Origin of the sequence: Enterovibrio baiacu, assembly GCF_004120195.1 — a bacterium.
GTDB classification, from domain to species: Bacteria; Pseudomonadota; Gammaproteobacteria; order Enterobacterales; family Vibrionaceae; genus Enterovibrio; species Enterovibrio baiacui.
The window spans coordinates 1-18372 of the sequence record NZ_SCHN01000009.1; the positions used below are offsets into that span (position 1 = coordinate 1).

Annotated in this window: 17 protein-coding genes; 9 read left to right on the plus strand and 8 right to left on the minus strand. The window is 47.8% G+C overall.

The window, feature by feature from the left end; genetic code table 11:
* Positions 1-389 (minus strand): Hcp family type VI secretion system effector (locus EQP46_RS09470; RefSeq protein WP_161972855.1); only part of this gene is annotated, 389 nt, incomplete at its 3' end.
* 280 nt (positions 390-669) lie between these two features.
* On the opposite strand from EQP46_RS09470, the gene EQP46_RS09475 reads away from it, so the two are divergent.
* A complete protein-coding gene (locus EQP46_RS09475) occupies positions 670-1197 on the plus strand; it encodes a DUF4395 domain-containing protein (RefSeq protein WP_129493419.1) in 528 nt (175 codons plus the stop codon).
* A gap of 75 nt (positions 1198-1272) precedes the next feature.
* On the opposite strand, the gene EQP46_RS09480 is transcribed toward EQP46_RS09475, so the two are convergent.
* Complete coding sequence (locus EQP46_RS09480) at positions 1273-3513, minus strand: DNA/RNA non-specific endonuclease (protein WP_129493420.1); 2241 nt, start codon at positions 3511-3513, stop codon at positions 1273-1275.
* 141 nt (positions 3514-3654) lie between these two features.
* On the opposite strand from EQP46_RS09480, the gene EQP46_RS24105 reads away from it, so the two are divergent.
* The 4 genes from EQP46_RS24105 to EQP46_RS09495 all read left to right on the plus strand — a co-directional run bounded on the left by EQP46_RS24105 (position 3655) and on the right by EQP46_RS09495 (position 5807).
* The gene (locus tag EQP46_RS24105) at positions 3655-3831 is read left to right on the plus strand and encodes a hypothetical protein (RefSeq protein ID WP_161972856.1); all 177 of its coding nucleotides are present in this window, start codon (positions 3655-3657) and stop codon (positions 3829-3831) included.
* Positions 3825-4040: a DUF3820 family protein gene (locus EQP46_RS09485; protein WP_074928672.1), complete on the plus strand. Its 216-nt coding sequence runs from the start codon at positions 3825-3827 to the stop codon at positions 4038-4040. Before EQP46_RS24105 ends, EQP46_RS09485 begins: the two co-directional genes overlap by 7 nt.
* Before the next feature lie 84 nt (positions 4041-4124).
* A complete protein-coding gene (locus EQP46_RS09490; RefSeq protein ID WP_129493421.1) occupies positions 4125-5276 on the plus strand; it encodes a winged helix-turn-helix domain-containing protein in 1152 nt (383 codons plus the stop codon).
* Positions 5277-5414: 138 nt separating this feature from the next.
* The gene (locus tag EQP46_RS09495) at positions 5415-5807 is read left to right on the plus strand and encodes a hypothetical protein (protein ID WP_129493422.1); all 393 of its coding nucleotides are present in this window, start codon (positions 5415-5417) and stop codon (positions 5805-5807) included.
* A 99-nt stretch (positions 5808-5906) separates the two neighbouring features.
* Here EQP46_RS09495 and EQP46_RS09500 read toward each other — a convergent pair whose 3' ends face one another.
* The 5 genes from EQP46_RS09500 to EQP46_RS09520 form a co-directional block, all read right to left on the minus strand.
* Entirely contained in the window at positions 5907-6872 is a 966-nt protein-coding gene (locus EQP46_RS09500; protein WP_129493423.1) for a nucleoside hydrolase, read from the minus strand.
* Between the two features lie 301 nt (positions 6873-7173).
* Complete coding sequence (locus EQP46_RS09505) at positions 7174-9162, minus strand: putative bifunctional diguanylate cyclase/phosphodiesterase (RefSeq protein ID WP_240671695.1); 1989 nt, start codon at positions 9160-9162, stop codon at positions 7174-7176.
* Between the two features lie 113 nt (positions 9163-9275).
* A complete protein-coding gene (locus EQP46_RS09510) occupies positions 9276-10100 on the minus strand; it encodes a substrate-binding periplasmic protein (protein ID WP_167482756.1) in 825 nt (274 codons plus the stop codon).
* Between the two features lie 766 nt (positions 10101-10866).
* On the minus strand, positions 10867-11754 hold the full coding sequence (locus EQP46_RS09515) for a LysR family transcriptional regulator (protein WP_129493425.1): 888 nt from the start codon (positions 11752-11754) through the stop codon (positions 10867-10869).
* A 76-nt stretch (positions 11755-11830) separates the two neighbouring features.
* Entirely contained in the window at positions 11831-12394 is a 564-nt protein-coding gene (locus EQP46_RS09520) for a pyridoxamine 5'-phosphate oxidase family protein (RefSeq protein ID WP_129493426.1), read from the minus strand.
* Between the two features lie 457 nt (positions 12395-12851).
* On the opposite strand from EQP46_RS09520, the gene EQP46_RS09525 reads away from it, so the two are divergent.
* On the plus strand, positions 12852-14063 hold the full coding sequence (locus EQP46_RS09525; RefSeq protein ID WP_129493427.1) for an iron-containing alcohol dehydrogenase: 1212 nt from the start codon (positions 12852-12854) through the stop codon (positions 14061-14063).
* Between the two features lie 95 nt (positions 14064-14158).
* Entirely contained in the window at positions 14159-15058 is a 900-nt protein-coding gene (locus EQP46_RS09530) for a hypothetical protein (RefSeq protein ID WP_129493428.1), read from the plus strand.
* 68 nt (positions 15059-15126) lie between these two features.
* On the opposite strand, the gene EQP46_RS09535 is transcribed toward EQP46_RS09530, so the two are convergent.
* Positions 15127-15780, minus strand: a complete 654-nt coding sequence (locus EQP46_RS09535; protein WP_129493429.1) for an HD domain-containing protein — start codon at positions 15778-15780, stop codon at positions 15127-15129.
* Positions 15781-16084: 304 nt separating this feature from the next.
* Here EQP46_RS09535 and EQP46_RS09540 point away from each other — a divergent pair, with 304 nt between their 5' ends.
* Complete coding sequence (locus tag EQP46_RS09540; protein WP_129493430.1) at positions 16085-17458, plus strand: DEAD/DEAH box helicase; 1374 nt, start codon at positions 16085-16087, stop codon at positions 17456-17458.
* Between the two features lie 186 nt (positions 17459-17644).
* On the plus strand, positions 17645-18289 hold the full coding sequence (locus EQP46_RS09545) for a hypothetical protein (protein WP_240671696.1): 645 nt from the start codon (positions 17645-17647) through the stop codon (positions 18287-18289).
* The last annotated feature ends 83 nt before the right edge of the window (positions 18290-18372 follow it).

The following is an 18372-nucleotide window of genomic DNA, read 5'->3' on the forward strand; positions in this document are numbered from 1 at the left end:
CAATGAGGCATTTGGCAATCGATATCGATGATGGTGCCGTCGGTCAGAATGGTAGAKAAGAAGTGCTCTTGCTTACCTTCCACCGAGGTGCGGTACCACTTGAGTTCAATCTTCGGCAGCATCTCACCAGACGCTAGCGAGTTGTACATCAGTGGCACGGCTTTGTTCAGTGCCACGGTGAACTTGAATGGCTTGTGAACACGTTGGCCAGAAGGTTGGCCGCTTTGTGGGTCAGTCGGAACCGTCACGATGTGGTCAAAGGCTTGAACCAGCATTTGGTCTTCGTGGCCTTCCACGTAGATGTTACCGACAGAATCAGCAGTGAACGCGCCAGCAGTGATGTTGCCCTGAGTTTTGCCTTCGATGGCGATATAACAAGGAGTTGGCATTGCGATGTCCTTATGCAGTGGATACCGACCAACAAGGTCGATATAGACGTTAGTTTTGATTACAACGTAGGAGATAACGCAAGGGGTGTGCCAGCTATGGAGGTCAATAAAAACATAGGGTTAGGTTACATTAAAGGAATGAAGAGCAAGGAGTTGCTTAGTTGCTGGGCGAAAAATTGCTCACTGAGCAAGAATTGGCCGAAATGAGCAGATAGGTTTTTCTGCATTGTCTTATAATTAGGAAAAGCTAATCTACATGCAATCCCTGAATGGAATCGTGATGAACATTGAAGACTTCAAGCAATACCATACATTTCTTACCCAACCTATTCTTGCTGTTGGGCAGTGTATTCCGGGAGAAAGTGACTTACGGTTAGATGAGACGGCGGCGAGAGCCAGAGCCGGGTTGCTGAATGTTTTATCTGGTATCACGATATTTCTCTTGATCATGCATCCGGAGTTAGACCCCGTTCTCTATGTCGCTCCTTACGTTATCTTTGATATGTTAATGGCTGTGCTTTTCGGGTTAACACCTTTGAGCCCGAGTGGGGTGTTAGGCACAGCACTGACTATGAAATCTAAGCCTGTTTGGAGACCAATCAAACCGAAACGTTTTGCATGGACCTTAGGCGCGATCATGGGGGCTAGTTGCTTAGGTTTTCGATTACTGGATACCCCAGACAGTTGGATGCTGGCGGTATTGGGCATGTGTTTTGTGCTGACATGGCTTGAGGCTGTACTAGGCTTCTGTCTTGGTTGCTGGATGTATGGGAAGCTGTTTGGTTGTGAGGCCTGTGCGTGGGATTGAGCCAATAAAAATAAAGGCAGCAAACGACATAGCGTGTTTACTGCCCTTCAACGTTTTGATTGGCGTGTCGAAACGTTAACTAAATGTCAGCACTTGGCCTTCAGCGCTTCTACTAAGGGCTTTGTATTCCACTTTTGACACAACATTGCCCTGGGCATCATGCAATTCAATCCATGTGCCTTTGTTGGAAAGTGCCGCGCCACCACCGCCCGCGCGAACAATCACTTTATGTTCTCGCCCTAGCGACAGCACCAAACGCTGACGCAAGGTTGTCGTGCCGGATTTGGTTTTGACCTGCCAGCCTGTGACATCAAGTAAACCGGGGCTATCATTTCGAATGGCAACCCATTCATTCCGATCACCCGCACCAACGGGGTTCGGCAATGCAGATGAAATGGCGACGTCGCCTTCCTCAAATAACACCACATCAGGATTAGAGTGCGGGTCGAGAAGCGGTTTGCTGTCATCTCGGTTTTTCAATACGGGGAAGAACGAACGGATGTGCATACCGCGTGATTTATCTTGCGCGGTTTCTCGGTAAACCACCAAATCGTAGCGCCAACCATTGATCGCGACACGGCGTTTTGCTTCGCCATTGAAAAACGAAAGAGGGTCGACATCATTCTTGTAACTCTCAATGGTCGCGAGCGTCCCAATGGCGAGCAGGCATTCAGGGCTGATGCCGACGAAGAACCCACCTTTCGATTTGTGTGCCGTTTTGTTGCCTACGCGCCAACGCATCGACAGGGTAGCGACATCGGTATTCAATTGGCCTTCTGGGCCGTCGTAAAACGAACCGAGGTAGTTCAAATCCGTTTTGCCATCAATGCCGTTTTGCTCATCCCAATAGAATTTCACCCAACAGTGATAGCCGCCCACTTGGTACTGCGCGCCTTGCTTCTTAAATTCGCCGAGGAACACATGTTCAAAGCCCGAGCAATCGTGAGTGGGGGAACTGTAGTAGTTGGTGTAAAGCCCAAACCACATGTTTTTCACTGAGGCTTTGAATGTTTCTAGGCTCGTGAAATCAACACACTGATTGGCACCAAAGGTATCACTACTGAACGGCAAATCTGTTTGTTTATTTGTGTCGTAACCCAAGCCGCCTTTTGCCGTGTCTGCGATGGCATACTGATAAACCTGCTCCATCAGTGACGGTTGGTCGGCTTGATTACGCGCAAAGCACGCATCTAAGAAGGTGTCGATCTCCTGCAGTTCTTCTGCGGTGTAGCCCTCTTTTTTGCTCTGCACCAGATTGTAATTGTCGATCAGCGCCTTGAGTGATTGGTAGGTCGGTAGCGTCGCGAGCTTGTCGGTATTCACGTCTTCAAATAACGAAAACAGCGCAAAATCACGATGTTTTGGCTTACGATTGCCTTGCTCGCGTAACTTGATATCTGCGTGTTCATTGACCCAGCGGCCATCTTTCATGCGCGTGACGGAAAAGCCCGTTTCGTCACCATCCCAGAGATCTTGCACGATGTCGAAGTAGTCGCCACGCGTCTCAATGATGTCTGTTGGAGACTCAATTGGCTGCATTTCTGGTGTTTGAATGTCATTAGCGTCGGTGTAGTTATTTGGGGAATAGAACATCGGGTTTGCTTCGTACAGCGCTTGCTCAAAATACAGGTCAGTCAGTTCGCTGATCTGCGTTAATGAAACCTGATAGTTCTCGAGGTTCAGGGCATGCTTGCCGTTCTGATCATCCCAAAATTCGCTTTGTTTCATCAAAAACGCTCGGCACTGCAATTCCCCATTTTTGGTGAACACAATCACCTTCCAAAACGCAGAAGGAATATAAGTACCGCGATAGGGCTGATCGTTGATGGTGTTGATAGGGCCGGTAAACACCGACAATTTGTCGCCGAGTTCCGGGTCTTCAAGCAGCCAGTTTTCAAGCTCTAGCCACTCATCTTGATTGAACTTGGCATGCTGCAGGTTCGCATTGGTATAAAAAAACGAGTCGCGGTTCGCTTGGCTAGCTTCGGCACGTGTGCCCCAAGTGATCGCTGCGCGGCGAACCATGTGGCCACGGTCCCAATCATTGTTCTTGTATACGCTTGCCCCTGCTTGATAAGCAATGTCTACGCGTGGGTCGATTTTCCAACGGCTACGACGGATCTGCATCAAGCCGTTACGGTCAACGTTATGGGCGGTGTAGAACGCGGTTTTGGTTTCGCGGTTCATCACCAATGAAAAATGCTCATAGTGGAGCGGATCGCCATCATCCCAAGCAATTTCTCGTAGTTCTTCGCCAAGGCGAGGTAATTGAACAGGATGCGCGAGAAAGTCGGTATTGAATCCTTGAGCTGCCATCAAAATCTCCAGTAGGGGAATGAAAACACCCTCCTACGGTAAAGCACTTGCCTTGGAAAATGGGCGAAACTGGCGCTGGATTCCAACATTGCTTCGTTGTGTTACAAGGTGATCGAACGTGTTGGAAATAAGAGTCGGGCGTTGACGGCAGTGGATCAAGAATCGCCGGGCGGAAGAAATATCGGAAAGATGATCAAGGTAAATTATTACCGACAACGAGAGGCGATGGCGGCATTTACTCGCGTTCGCCTAATGAGTGAAAAAGCACAAGGTGATACACTGCTCGCTTTCTACGTTACGAAGAAAATCCCATGTTAGACAAAGAAAAGATGCTGAAACTGGCACGCATGAAAATGCCGTTTGGTAAATACGCGGGGCGCGTGATCATTGATTTGCCCGAAGAGTATTTGCTGTGGTTTCGCAAGCAAGGCTTCCCTGAAAATGAGCTAGGCGCATTAATGGAACTGGCACTAGAGCTAAAAATTGAAGGGTTAGAAACCCTCATTCGACCGCTAAAACAAGATTGATAATCACGTCGTAAACAACTTACCAATTGCTGAGTGGCGGCTCAGCAAGCTGCATCAAGGACGAGTGTTCGCTCGATAGACATCATGGAATCATTGTCACTCTCGCAAGCCCGTAAACTTATCCTCCATTCTCAATGGCTGCCCCAAACCAAGCAAGGGGGCAGTGCCTTGTCAGCCACCTTGTCGGCGATTGAGCAATTGGGTTACATCCAAATTGATACCATCTCCGTGGTGCAACGCGCGCATCACCACACCCTGTGGAATCGTAACCCGCGTTATGACGTTTCCCACCTTGATACCTTGGTTGCAAACAAACAGGTCTTTGAGTACTGGTCACATGCCGCTGCTTTCCTGCCCATGCGAGATTATCGTTATAGCTTACCGAGAAAACATGCGTTCAAAAGCGGCATACAAAACCACTGGTACAAACGTGATCAAGCGATGATGGATGCGATCCTAAAGCGCATCGAACGTGAAGGCCCGTTGTTGGCAAAAGATTTTGAAGGGGAGCGTACAACCAAACAAGGGTGGGGGAGAAAGCCATCAAAGCACGCGCTAGAGAACTTGTTCATGCAAGGTGACTTAATGATCACCGAACGTCGAAATTTCCAGAAAGTGTATGATCTTACAGAACGTGTGTTACCTGAAGGCATAGACACATCACGGCCAGATGACGAGGAATACGCCCGCTTTTTGATCACGCGTTTTCTTGAAGCCAATGGCTTAGGGAATGCAATAGAAATGAGCTATTTGCTCAAGAACACCAAACCGCTTATCACGTCGGTGCTGAAAGATATGGTTGCCAGTGGAGACATCCTTGACGTTGCGATAAGCGATGCGGTGTATTTCGCGTTGCCTCAGTCTCTTTCCTTACTCGATAAATCCCTCGTCAAACGCAAAGCCAAGATCTTGTCCCCGTTCGATAACCTGCTCATTCAACGAAAACGCGCCCAGTTCTTTTTCGACTTTGACTACCTGATCGAATGCTATGTGCCGGAAGCCAAGCGCCAGTTTGGTTACTTCTCGCTGCCCGTATTGTGGAATGGCGACTTGGTTGCGCGAATGGATTGTAAAGTCGATAAGGCGTCGTCAACCTTGTTGGTGTTGCACCTTGCCCTTGAAGCAAAGCTCAAGAAAACAGAAACATTTAACGCGAGTTTGCACGACGAGCTACAGCGTTTCGCTGCATTTAACGGGTGTGAAGGCTATCGTATTGAAAGAACCTCAACAGCGTAAAGTGCCTTAGGAGGAAGAGACATTAAACCGGTTCAATTTTTGTCTTGGTTTCTCACTATTGGTTGATTGTCTATCTGCGTTGTCGTGCACCATATCGACAACAAATCACGTCGAACAAGGTTAATCACCTCACACACCATGAACAAAGCAAAACACCTTCAATTACTCATCTACAGTTTCGTCACGTGGTTGAGTTTCTACTTGATAGGCTTACCTGAGTATTATCAACAATGGCCGCTATGGTCCAAATTGGTGATCCTTCCCTTGGTGACCTTCATCTACTTTCCCGTCACCCGCTACACGCTCAAGAAATATTGGGATGATGGGCGTCACCTGGTTAACGCATGTTGGCTCGCGTTATACCTCACCGTGCCACTGTTCATCTATGACTACTTGCTGCTTGCCGTCTACAAAGGGCTAGGAATCGAATTCGTCATACCGTATTGGTATCTCACCTTCTTCTATTTCTCATTCTGGGTGCAGTTTCCCTACGTGGGGTGGCGAATGGAGCAAGAAGAGAGCAACGCATAGCCGTTACTCACTCCTTTTGATAGGAGGAGAAAATGGTTTATGGGGATGGGGATGCGCGTCAGACGAAAAGAGGCCGCATCATGCGGCCTCTTTGGGTGTTTATTCCGCGCCGTAGCTGGTCATAGAATCGAGGTAGAGATCGAGCAAGGCTTGATCGTTAACCTGAATGGCAACGTTTTGCGCGGGCATGTCACTCCATTCATCGGTTTTGTGTTTGGTGTCCGCGTATTTTTGCAACGTATGGCCAACAGCGGGGCCATCGCAGACGACGCGCACCGGGCCTTTACGAAGGGTGAACAGCGAAGGGTCTATCACATAGGCGATGGCTGATGGATCATGCACAAAGCAGCCATCTACCCCCATGCGTTCTTTGTAGAAGTTTAAGTAGAAGCGACTGATGTCCCACATAAACTGTCCCACTTCTCCGCACGTATCGCGCAGTGTGTCGATGTAATCTGACGAGAAGAAGGCTTCATGTGTTACATCCAACCCCACGATGGTGACTTGCCAAGGTGCGGTGAACACAATGTCTGCGGAGTGCGGGTCATCGTGAATGTTGGCTTCGGCAAACGGTGTGACGTTGCCTGTGTGTTCGCGCGTGCCAAATGCGCCACCCATGATCACGACTTCTTTTACGAGGTCAGCGATTTCAGGGGCATGATTATACGCAAGCGCAAGGTTGGTTAATGGACCAACAGCCACGAGCGTGACGTCGCCAGGCGATGCTTTTACGGTATCGATGATGTATTGAAACGCGGGGCGCGGATCCGCGGCGATCGTTGGGGCATCAATTTCAATGCCACCAAAGCCATTTTCGCCATGCACGGCGACACTGGCACCAACTGGTTCGCGATATAACGGTTTATCTGTCCCTTTCACAACGTCGCACTGAAGATTAAAGCGTTCTTTGAGATAAAGCGCGTTGCGTGTTCCGGTGTCGATGTCTGCATTGCCAAAGATGGTGGTGAGAGCCAACAGTTCAATGTTTGGATTTGCTTCAGCAAAGAGGATCGCCATTGCATCATCAATCCCCGGGTCTGTGTCTAATATTATTTTGGTTGTCATTGTGGAGACCTAGCCGATGAGTGAGTGCCTATTCTAGGGAAATTTCACTGGTGACTTGTGGGGATATGTGTATTTTTATTGTGACACCTATCAATTAATACGCGGAAAGTGACGTTTATCCCACTGAAAATAGAGGGGAATTATCACCAAGTCTCTCATTTTAGATGTCAGCGTTTCTGTGTAGAGAAAGTTTTATCACGTGCGTGGCATGGCAGTGCGTTGTTTAAATAGAGATAAAAGAGTGCCAGAGGCTGCTCTTTTATCTCGTCGTGGTTTTTAGACAATGCATAAGAAGGCGTGACTAACGATCGACACCCTCTATAGCGGGAGAGATAAGGTGTCGGTTTTCTAAAAAGCTCATTAAATCTTCAATAGGTAGGGATTTAGAATAGAAATATCCCTGAACATAATCAAAACCTTGATGTTGCAAATAAGATTGTTGATCAATGTTCTCAATACCCTCTGCGATGATCCCCATATTGAGCTTATCGGCAAGGTATTGAACCACACTGAAAATGGCTTTTGCATCTTCATCACGCGGTAGTGCTTGAGTGAAATGACGATCGACCTTTATTTGGTCAAACCCGTAGGTCAGCAAATACTCCAGTGAAGCAAAGCCTGTCCCAAAGTCGTCTAGGGTTACAGTCACCCCCGCATTCTTTAGCCAGTGACGCACTTTGTAGCTTTTCTCGGTATCACAAATTTGGCAAGACTCTGTAATTTCGATATCAATGCGCGTCAACGGAACATTAAACTCGTCTGAAAACGTCAATAAGTCGCTGATGAATTGATCTGACACCAACTGCTTCGGTGACACATTCACACTCATCCGAAAGTTTTCAGGTAGTGCATCTAAATAATGACTGAGGTCGGAAAAGGCGCGACGTAGGATGGCTTGCCCAAGCGCAACGATCAGCCCGTTCTTTTCTGCTTCTTCAATGATTTCGACAGGGGCGCCGTCTTGTTTGGTGTTACTGTTCAATCGCAATAAAGCTTCACAACCGACGACTTCACCCGAGTGCATGCTGACTTTGGGTTGGTACTCCAAATAGAAATCATCATTTTCAATGATTTTCTGTAGTTTCTTCCTTGTCACATCACGGCGAGAACGCTCTAGGTCCGCATCTTCGTCATAGAAGCGAATGCATTTTCTGCCGGCGTCTTTCGCCACATATAGCGCGATATCCGTGCAGTGAAGAAGACGTTGAGGTGTGTGTGCATCTTGCGGATACACAGTGACGCCAATGGAGGTGGTAATCCATTGCGTGTTGTTGATGTCTTCGCGATGCAAAGGCACGTTCAACACAGGGTTAAGTTGCTCGATCAACGCCTCGGGTGTGGTGTAGTTGTTAAACACGATGATAAATTCATCGCCACCCGGCCGACTAATGATCGCGGTGTCTTTTAGTGTGCTTTGAAGAATCTCGGCGAGTGTGGTGAGCAATTCATCCCCCAATTGATGTCCGTACGCATCATTAATGCCACCGAAGTTATCAATGTCCAAGGAGACAACAGCAAAGCGAGAGTTTTGTTCACACAGCGCACTGAGCGTTGAAAGCAATGCTCGTCGATTAGCTAACCCTGTTAATGGGTCTTTCTCAGACAATGCTTTAAGTTCCGCTTTGGTTCTTTCTAGCTTGTTCATGTACTTGGCAGCATGATCAATGGAGGTGTTGTAGGCCTGAATGAGTCGGCCAAATTCATCCTTTTCATGACCGGCGACGGTGATCAGTTTTGCTCGGTTAGTACGATCAATGTGTGAGTTTTCATCAATGTGCTGAATAATGCTCGACAGTGGCTTACCAATCTGGCGGTGAAAGAAAACACACAAGAACACTGCCGTCATGAAAATTTCGACTGATGTAGAAAGGAAAATCGTCCAGATCAGTTGGTGAAACTCATCTGCAGTGGGCACATAGTCGATGCTGCCCACGAGTGAGCCCACGTCGGAGTCTACGTGCTTACCGTCGCGAAAGACGGGAAACGTCAGTGCATGGTTTATCGTTGATGTTTCGTAGTTTGGTAGAAAAGAAACGAACCAATTTTCCGTCGAAGAAGACGGTGTTTTTGATGCTTTAGCAACGACGTCACCATAGTTATCGAGCAAGATAACTTCTGAAAATAAAGAATCTTTCTCGAAACCTTTGAGCAGCGAATACGCCTGCGTGGAATCCAAGTTGAATGCGGCGTAGGCGGCGCTGTCAGTAATGTTCTCTAGCTGAGAGTTGGCTTCACGATACTTTTCGTCATAGAGGCTCTGCAATTGCACATTGGCCATGATGACGCTCATTATCATCCCTGCCACAAAACTCAGTAATATCACTGAGGTGACAAATCTGCGCATCAATGGTGCTTTTGATGATGAAAACAACCAGTTGCTCATGGATTACCTTCTGTTTTTCACTATGGTGCTGCGGCTTCACACGAAGCAACGTGCAGTTTTTTAGGATCATCTTGCGTGCACACGTCATAGAGCTTGCCGCTTTTACGTAATCTGTTGTATGCATTCTCTAATGCGCTAATCACACTAGGGTCTGATTTGGGGTTAATGGCAAGGTTAAGTACCAGAGGGGATTCAGGGTCGCCTAAATAAAGGAACGATTTCAGGTCTTTGCCGATGCTGTCGTCAAATGCATAGGTAGACCAAGGGCCTAATACGAAATCGCACTTTCCGTTTCTCAACAAGCTAATGCGAAGCGCCGGTCGAGCGACACTGCCATCCGGCGTTCGGAATGTGTTTAGAAGGCTGTTTAAAGAGAAGAGGTTTTTATTTTGCTCGAACCCGAGTGTTTGTAGCTGCTGGTAAGAATAGGTTTCTAGTTCAGAGCAGACTCGAAATCGTTTGGCATCTTCTAAAGAGGTAATGGCTAAATCTTCACGGTGGTTTAAACCAATTAATGATGAACGTTCAAGCGCATAAAGGGGGCCAATCCAATGAAATAAGTTTTTTCGCTTCTCGGAATAAGCGATGGAGAAAATGGCAACATTCTTTTCTTTTGTCGCCGTTTTATAAGCGCGCGCCCAAGGCATAACATCAATTTCTGACTCTTCCATATTCGCTTCTTTGAGTATGACTTCCATCATATCAACGGCGCGACCACTGAATTGGCCTGCATCATTAAAGACTTGAAATGGGGGTAAAAACTCACTCACAACGCGTAAGCTATTGTCTGCGCGTGCTCGTTCGCTGAATATCATCGTCATTACAACTAATAGTATTAATTTCATTATTTTATCTTGCCCGTCAGCGTTGGTTTAATGCTGCTGGATGCTCACGATTCGCGGTGTGTCACCTTTTGGTATGGCACGCGAGTTCGGTTGCTGTACATCTCCTAAAACTGGTTTAGGCAGCACGACTTAGTCATTAATTAGAAAGTGTACAAGGTGCATCAATAAGAAACTGTCTCTTATTTGACACATTCAAAAGTTTATTCGCGATTGAATTTAAGTGTCGATACAAAAGAATGGAAAATAAGTCTTTGTTTTAGTGAAATTAAACAGATTGCTTATCTAAGTAAGGTGTTGAATATAATATTGAAATAAAGGCTATTTGTGCGCAAATTCAAACAAGGGGTCAATAACCTTAACAGTGCTATGTCTATATTAACAGCATAATTCGTTTGATTTCATAATGGGAAGTAAGCTCACACTTTTGATGTTTAAAAAACGGGGAAATAAACCCAAACAATCTGAAGATGCTCGATGTCATAGGTCATCAGAGTGTTCAATTCAAGGCAAATTCTTGTAGGAATAGTCATTCTATTTCACAGGGATTTAACGATGAAGTGGACGCTCTGAGGGCCTCCCTTCGGGCGAGTTTACTGATGCCACACCTTGTGTTGTCCCTTTTTGATGGAGCCCACTATATCGGCAAAGGGACGCCTTGATCATAACGTCAGTAAAGCTCGCTGAATCCTGCATCTTCAGGTTGTTTGGGTATAGACCCTGATAATCTAAAAATACCAGCGACAGAGTGCCAAGGTGAATGTTTCGATTACCAATGTTGAGCAGAGAAATAGTCGCTAAGGTGATCAATGAGCGCACGCACCGCAGGTGGCATATTTTTTCGCGAGGAATAGAGCACATAGATCTGCATGTCTTTAGGCTTCCAGCTGGGTAATACCTCAACAAGCTCCCCTGATTGCAAATGTTTGGCAACAAGGTATTTAGGTTGCATCGCGATGCCTAAATCGGCAATGGCGGCTTGCGTTAATAATGTCGCGTCATTTGCGGTGAGGTGGCAGCTGATATCAATAGATTCAATGTCAGCGTCTTTGTGAAGGTGCCATACGTGGCGTTCGAAGTTTTTGTATCCCAAGCATTCATGCGTCTCGAGATCGCGTGGGTGTTCTATCCTTGATGCGCTGTTGATGTACCCCGGAGAAGCCACCAGTATTGATTCGCACGGTGCAATTGGCTTACCAATGAGTGACGGGTCAGGATCGGAGGCTATGCGCAAAGCAAGGTCGATGCGTTCTCGTGTCAGATCCGTGGTCGAATCTTCCAAATCCACATCTATCACCACGCTCGGATGGGCTGACATAAACCCTTTCAACGCGGGCACCAGTTGTGCATAACCAAAAGACATGCTCGTCGCGAGCCGTATTGTGCCCGTCAGTTCATCATTTGCCGTGGTGAGTAAGGTGAGTTCATCCGCTTTTTCGAGAAGGCGTTCGACATCGGCAAGGCACGTTTCTCCTGCAGATGTCAGAGACACTTTGCGCGTGGTGCGATTCAAAAGGCGTGTTTGCAGCCAGTTTTCCATTGCTTCGATATAGCGAGTCACCATGGGGCGGGACATGTCCAAACGATCGGCGGTCGCCGTAAAGCTCCCTGAGTAGGCCACGTCCACGAAGACCTTTGCAGCGGTTATTCTGTCCATAGATGTCTATTTTACGAAATAATAGCATCAGTATTTGCGGCATTTTTGAACATGTCAACACTGCCCATTTTCATGCTTATTCTTCCCCAAGCCCTGTGCGTTTGGCGATGTCAGATTCAAATCCATCTAAGCTGGTTTGGTTTTTCTTGAGCCAATAGCGTTCAATACCGGCTTCACCTTGACGATCTGACCACTTGTCCAAATCGTCACGATCTCCCTGGTAGCTGTAATACGGCACAGACATACCACACGAGCTTTGCACAAGATCGATATCCAATAAGAAGATTTGACGTGAGGCAAAATTGACGGGAAACAGGGCCGAGAAAATTTCCCACTCAGGATCGTTTCTATGCAATGCACGGGCTTGACCATAAGCGCGAAGGATCAATGGCGCGCCTTCAAATGCACAAAACATAATGGTCATTCGTGGGTCGCGAAGCACATGTGCTGCAGATTCATTGCCGCTACCTGTTTGGTTGAGCCAAGCAATGGTCTTGTTGTCGATAACGCGCAGTGAATCACCGCCCTTGGGAGACAGGTTAACTTTCCCGCTCTCAGCCGCTGTGCCGACAAAGTACATTTTCTGCTCGCCAATAAACGCGATGTGTTTTTCACTCAGTGATTTGGTTATTTGTCCCATGTTTCGTCCTTTATGTTGCCGCTATATACCCAAACAACTTGAAGATGCCGGATTCAGCGAGCTTTACTGACGTTATGATCAAGGCGTCCCTTTGCCGATGTAGTGCGCTCCATCAAAAAGGGGCAACACCGAGCATGGCGTCAGTAAACTCGCCCGAAGGGAGGCCCTCAGAGCGTCCACTTCATCGTTAAATCCCTGTGAAATAGAATGACTATTCCTACAAGAATTTGCCTTGAATTGAACACTCTGATGGCCTCTGATATTGAGCATCTTCAAGTTGTTTGGGTATATGCCGAGCGAATACCGTAACATTGTTGAATTTTCATACCAAATCACGTGGAACACTGTGCGATTGAAGTGGCTGAACCGTGACAAAACGCGCCCTTTTCGTGTGTCCAAATAGCTGCTTCAATGAGTCTTGCCTAATCTTAAGCGACTGTTTTAAGGAGTGAACCGCATGTCTGGCAACGCAGCGCTATTTGTCTACAAGACGTACATGAAAGCCCTGAAAATCGCGGCGCGAGTGATTCCGATTCCTCGGCCAACGCTTTTTTCTGGCGCAAATAGCAGCGAGCAACTGTGCGAAGCGATTGGGTTAATGCACATTGGCAAGTTGCTGATCGTGACAGATAAAGCGCTGGTGGACATTGGCCTTGTGGGCAATATCGAAGCGCACCTCATCGCAAACGGCGTGGACGTTGTGCGTTTCTCTGATGTCACGCCTGACCCCACTTACCCGCAAGTTGAAGAGGGGTTGGCGCTTTATCACGCAGAGCAGTGTAACGGCATTCTCGCCATTGGTGGCGGCTCCCCCATTGACTGCGCGAAAGTGATCGCCGCGCGAGTAACCAATAAAAAATCAATCAAACGTTTAGCGGGTTTGCTGAAGGTATGGCGAACGCCCGCGCCACTGTTTGCAGTGCCAACTACCGCGGGTACAGGTTCTGAGGTGACAGTCGCTGCCGTGGTTTCCGATCCCAATACGCACCAAAAAACACCGTTAATGGACCCGAAACTTGTGCCCATTATGGCAGCACTCGATCCCGTATTGATGACGGAACTTCCTCCGCACATTACGGCTGCAACGGGCATGGACGCGCTCACGCATGCCGTGGAAGCGTACCTTTCGTTGAATGCCACACCAGAAACCGATGGTTACGTGAACGCCGCCATGACCCTGCTAAGTCGCAACCTTATCGCCGCTTACAAGGACGGACGTTCTCTTAAAGTCAGGCAGAACATGGCGTTCGCGTCTTACTATGCTGGCCTTGCGTTTACCAAAGCGAGCTTGGGTTACGCTCACGCCATTGCGCACAACCTCGGTGCGAAATATGGCACGCCACATGGCGTCGGAAACGCGCTGGCGCTTCCTCATGTTCTGGCATTTTCATTGCCAAACGCAGCCCGCCGAATGGGTGACCTTGCAAAGATGGTGGGGGTGGGCGATGAGGAGTGGGACGACATGACCAATGCGCAGGCGTTTATTGATTATGTGGTGATGTTGCAAGAAGAAATGGCGCTACCGAAAACCTTAGAAGCCATCAAAAACCACGACGTGTCCACTATCGCAGAGTTGGCCATCAAAGAGGCGAACTGGAATTACCCTGTTCCCCGTTATTTAACCCAGCTTGAATGTGAATCACTGATTCAAAAATTGATGGTGCAATAAGTTTTATTTTTGGTTCGCATAAATACGATGGCCGGATTGAGGATAATAATAATCTAGTAAACAATAGCCTCCGCTAATTAACGCAAGGAGGCTTTATGTTTAGTGTGTGCAATGTGATCAAGAAAACCATCATTTCTCTCGGATTAATATCGTTAGCAGGTTGTGCGACACCGCCTGTTATCGACACGTCAAAAATTAAGAATGTTAAAAGCGTTACGATTGTTGATATTCCAGAGGTTCGTGTACATGCGTTAGTCGGACAACTTCCCAATACGTATGGCATTGTGCATTTCTCCGATGATTTGGCTGCATTTTATGATGTAGAAAAAGCGCGAAAAACTGTCGCCATTGAACAAGCGAACATGGAAATAGGTAAAGCGGTCGTTGAAACACAAATCATGAACACGCCGGATACAACGGTGGTGAGCGCAGGGCTGTCTGGGGCGGCGGCAGGTGCAACCGCTGGGTTGATCAATGCGATGGGAGAAAGCGCGAATGAGAACGCGGCTAACTTCAATGAAATCTTTGAAGAGAAGAACCCCAACTTAAATATTCGTCATGATTTTCTTACTGGATTAACCAAGGCCTTAGAGGGGAAAGGCATTGAAGTGTATCTTGCGAGTGATCAGCTATCCCATACCCCTTACTTTAGATGGGATGCACCCAATAAAAAGGGGGCATCGTTCCAGCAGCAATATCCTGATGCTTTGCCCGCTGTGGACACTGATATCCTGATTCAAGTCAGTCCTATCGTGTTGTTCAATGCGCAGTCCGCGCTTAATGCGTATGCAAGAATTGCGAGCGTAGGCATTGCGGTTTATGACGGCCGAACGAAAGAGTTCTTTGGCTATCAAGAGCTATCTTCTGTTGATGGGCTGTTTGACTACCATGTCTACGACAATCTCGTGAAGGACATTAACGTTGCAGGGCCAGCTATTCATGCGCAGTTGATGATGCTTATACCTGCCATTGCCGATGCAATGGAAACAAACTAATTCATTAAGATAGGGGAGCTTGGCTCCCCTGCTTCTTTCCGGTTATCCCTTCTTTCATAAACGCCTGTTTATCCGATTTCTTCTGCAAGCTGTGCCAAATACGATTGCATGAACACGGTGCGACGTTTGGCTTCTTTTTGCGCTGCGGCGGTTTTCATGGTGTTTTCGAGTTTCAACAGCTTGGTATAGAAATGATCCAAGGTGAACTCACCATCATCTGGCTCTCGCGTTTCGCAGAAAGGGTCATCCGGCGAATAGAAAGGGCGATTAAGCGTCACGCTCACTTGTAAGCAGCGAGCAACGCCAACGGCACCAAGGGCATCTAAACGGTCAGCGTCTTGAACAATTTTCGCTTCGAGCGTGTCTGTTTCCACATTGGCACTAAAACTGTGCGCCACAATCGCATGATGAATACCTGCCAGATACTGTTTTGGATAACCCGTATCTTCCAGAAAGGCTTGCGCTTTGTCAGCGGCATAAAGCGAGCTTTGGCGGCGTTTAGGGTGGCCTTTTCCAAAGGAAAAACAATCATGCAAGTAGGCGGCGGGAATCACGATTTCAGGTATTCCGCCTTCTTCTTTGCACAACTGCTTGGCGGTTTTTACCACACGCAGAACATGTTGAAGATCATGCGCGAGATCTTGCGTCATTTCTTGTTCGATAAAGGCAAGAAACGTGGATTCACGCTCAGGCGTAAGGGCTGGGGTGTTGTTTAGGATCATGTCGGCCAACAATGGATTATTTGGAAAGCAATGCGTCGCCTAGTAAGGTCCGCAAACCGTTGAAATTTGCGTCATAGTATGCGCCAATTGCCGTTGAATTCTAGCGTCTTAATGCCACATGAACTGGGTGTTATCAGAAAACGTGAAGGCCGAAAGGCGTGCTCTACGTTGTTGCTTATTCTTCGCGCATTTAGGCGGAGAAGACATTGCTCTGTTTTTTTAACGCCCCATGCTAGAATGCGCGCCCTTTGTGGCAGGTGATATCTGCCATACTTGTTGTTTTTCCATTTAGCCGAGATTTCTCATGCCATTCTCTAAGCTGGGCTTAAGCCTGCCGATTGTTTCAGCCGTCACTGAACTTGGGTACGAATCCCCAACGCCGATTCAAGAAAAAGCAATTCCTGCGATCTTGAAAGGTGAAAACCTATTGGCTGCTGCGCAAACCGGTACAGGTAAAACCGCCAGCTTTGTGCTGCCGATTCTGGAAATGTTGAGCCGTGGCGAGACCCAGCGCAAAAAGCGTGTGCGTGCGCTGATCCTTGCGCCTACGCGTGAGCTGGTGGCACAGGTTGAGAAGAATGCAGAGCAATACGCGAAGAACCTTTCGCTGACGACGCTTGCTATGTACGGCGGCAAAGAAATCGCGGCGCAAAAACAACGCTTGATCGAAGGCGTGGATATTCTGGTCGCGACGCCAGGGCGTTTGCTGGATATGTACTCTCAGCGCGCGGTTCACTTCGATGAAATCGAAATCTTGGTGTTGGATGAAGCCGACCGCATGCTCGACATGGGCTTCATTGAAGACATCAATAAGATCATTGAGCGTTTGCCTTATGATCGCCAAAACCTGCTGTTCTCAGCGACCTTGTCTGACAAGATCCGTTTCCTAGCAAAAACGGCAGTCCCTAACCCGATTGAAATTTCTACGGCTAACTCGCAAAGCAAGCCGGAGATTGAGCAATGGTTGACGACGGTTGATAAAGACAAAAAATCCGCGCTGCTAAGCCACTTGATCACCGAACAAGCGTGGGATCAGGCGTTGATTTTCCTCGAAACCAAGCACGGTGCAGCCAAATTGGTTGAACAGCTTGGCAAGCGTGGCATTCAAGCCGAATCATTCCACAGTGGCCGTAGCCAAGCGGTGCGTGAGCAATTGCTGGAAGATTTTAAAGCGGGCGACTTGAAATTCTTGGTTGCGACCGGCGTTGCATCGCGTGGTATCGACATTGAAGAACTGACGCGTGTCGTGAACTACGACTTGCCGTTCCCAGCAGATGATTACATTCACCGCATTGGCCGTACTGGCCGTGCAGGTGCGAAAGGTGAAGCGATCACCTTCTTGTCGAAGGATGATTTCAAAAACCTTTGCATGATCGAAAGCCGTCTTGGGCATTTGATCGAGCGTCGTGAAATTGAAGGGTTTGCACCGCGTAAACCTGTGCCGATTTCTATTTTGAATTACGTGCCAAAGAGCAAGCAAAAAGGCGACGGTGCTGAAAAACGCGATGCGAAATCGCAACGCAGCCCGCGCTCAGGTGCAAAACCAAGTGGACGTTCAAGCAATCAAGATCGTCGTCGCTCTGATGAGCGCACGAACAAACCTGCACCGCGTCAGCGTTCAGAGTCAGGCCGTTCGAGTAACCCTTGGGATTCTCTGAAACCGAAAAAGAACATCTAATAGCGAACATAAAAGCGCAATCATTAAACCTTCGTGTTTACTGAGCGCCTTGTTCTAAGAAGCCCGTGCTCGCGGGCTTTTTTGTGCGCGCAATGAATTACCGCACTGTCGTCTTAAAAACGGGAGACATGAATTGACCTTGGCGCATTTCACCGCCATGGTTGACATGGAGATCACGCAGCAAAGATGAGTGCCAATAACATGCAGAGACAAGCAACACGCAAACAAGCAATGCAGAAAAAACGCATCAAGCAATCCCTGTTGTTGGGTTTGAGCGCGGTGTTGCTTGTGGGCTGTGTTTCACCTCAGCAAGACGCGTGGGTAACGATCAATGGTATTTCCGTCACGGCCGAGGGTGCGCGCGAAGTCAATCTGCACTGTGAAAATGCTATATCCGCTAAGGTTGAGCGAGAAAACATTGATGCTACGCCCCAAGAACGGGCAGAAGCGATGGATGTATGCATGCTTTCAAATGGCCTTGTTCGCAAAGATGATCTCTATGAATACACGCCCATTTTGGTTGAAGCCACGGCACGTCGAATTAACAGCGATGTGCCGGTGATGGTGGATGATGTGACGCGATTAGATTTGGTCGAGAATGATCGCCGCACATTGCGTTTCTATCACACCATTTTGGATGATTTGGTCGAAGACATTAACCTCGAACAATTCAATCATGTCGTGCCCAAAATTGTGGCAAAAAACAGCTGCAGTGTCCGTCCTACCGCGGTATTACTTGAGAATGACGTGGTCTTTCGCTACTTCTATTTCGATGCGGAAGGCGCAAAAATCTCTGACTTTGACGTCGATATTTCTGACTGCGAGCCATAATCGTCGCAACTCGTCATCTTGATTTCCAGACCTTTCCGCATTGTTAGCGTTTACTCATACCGCAATGCCGCAATGCCGCAATG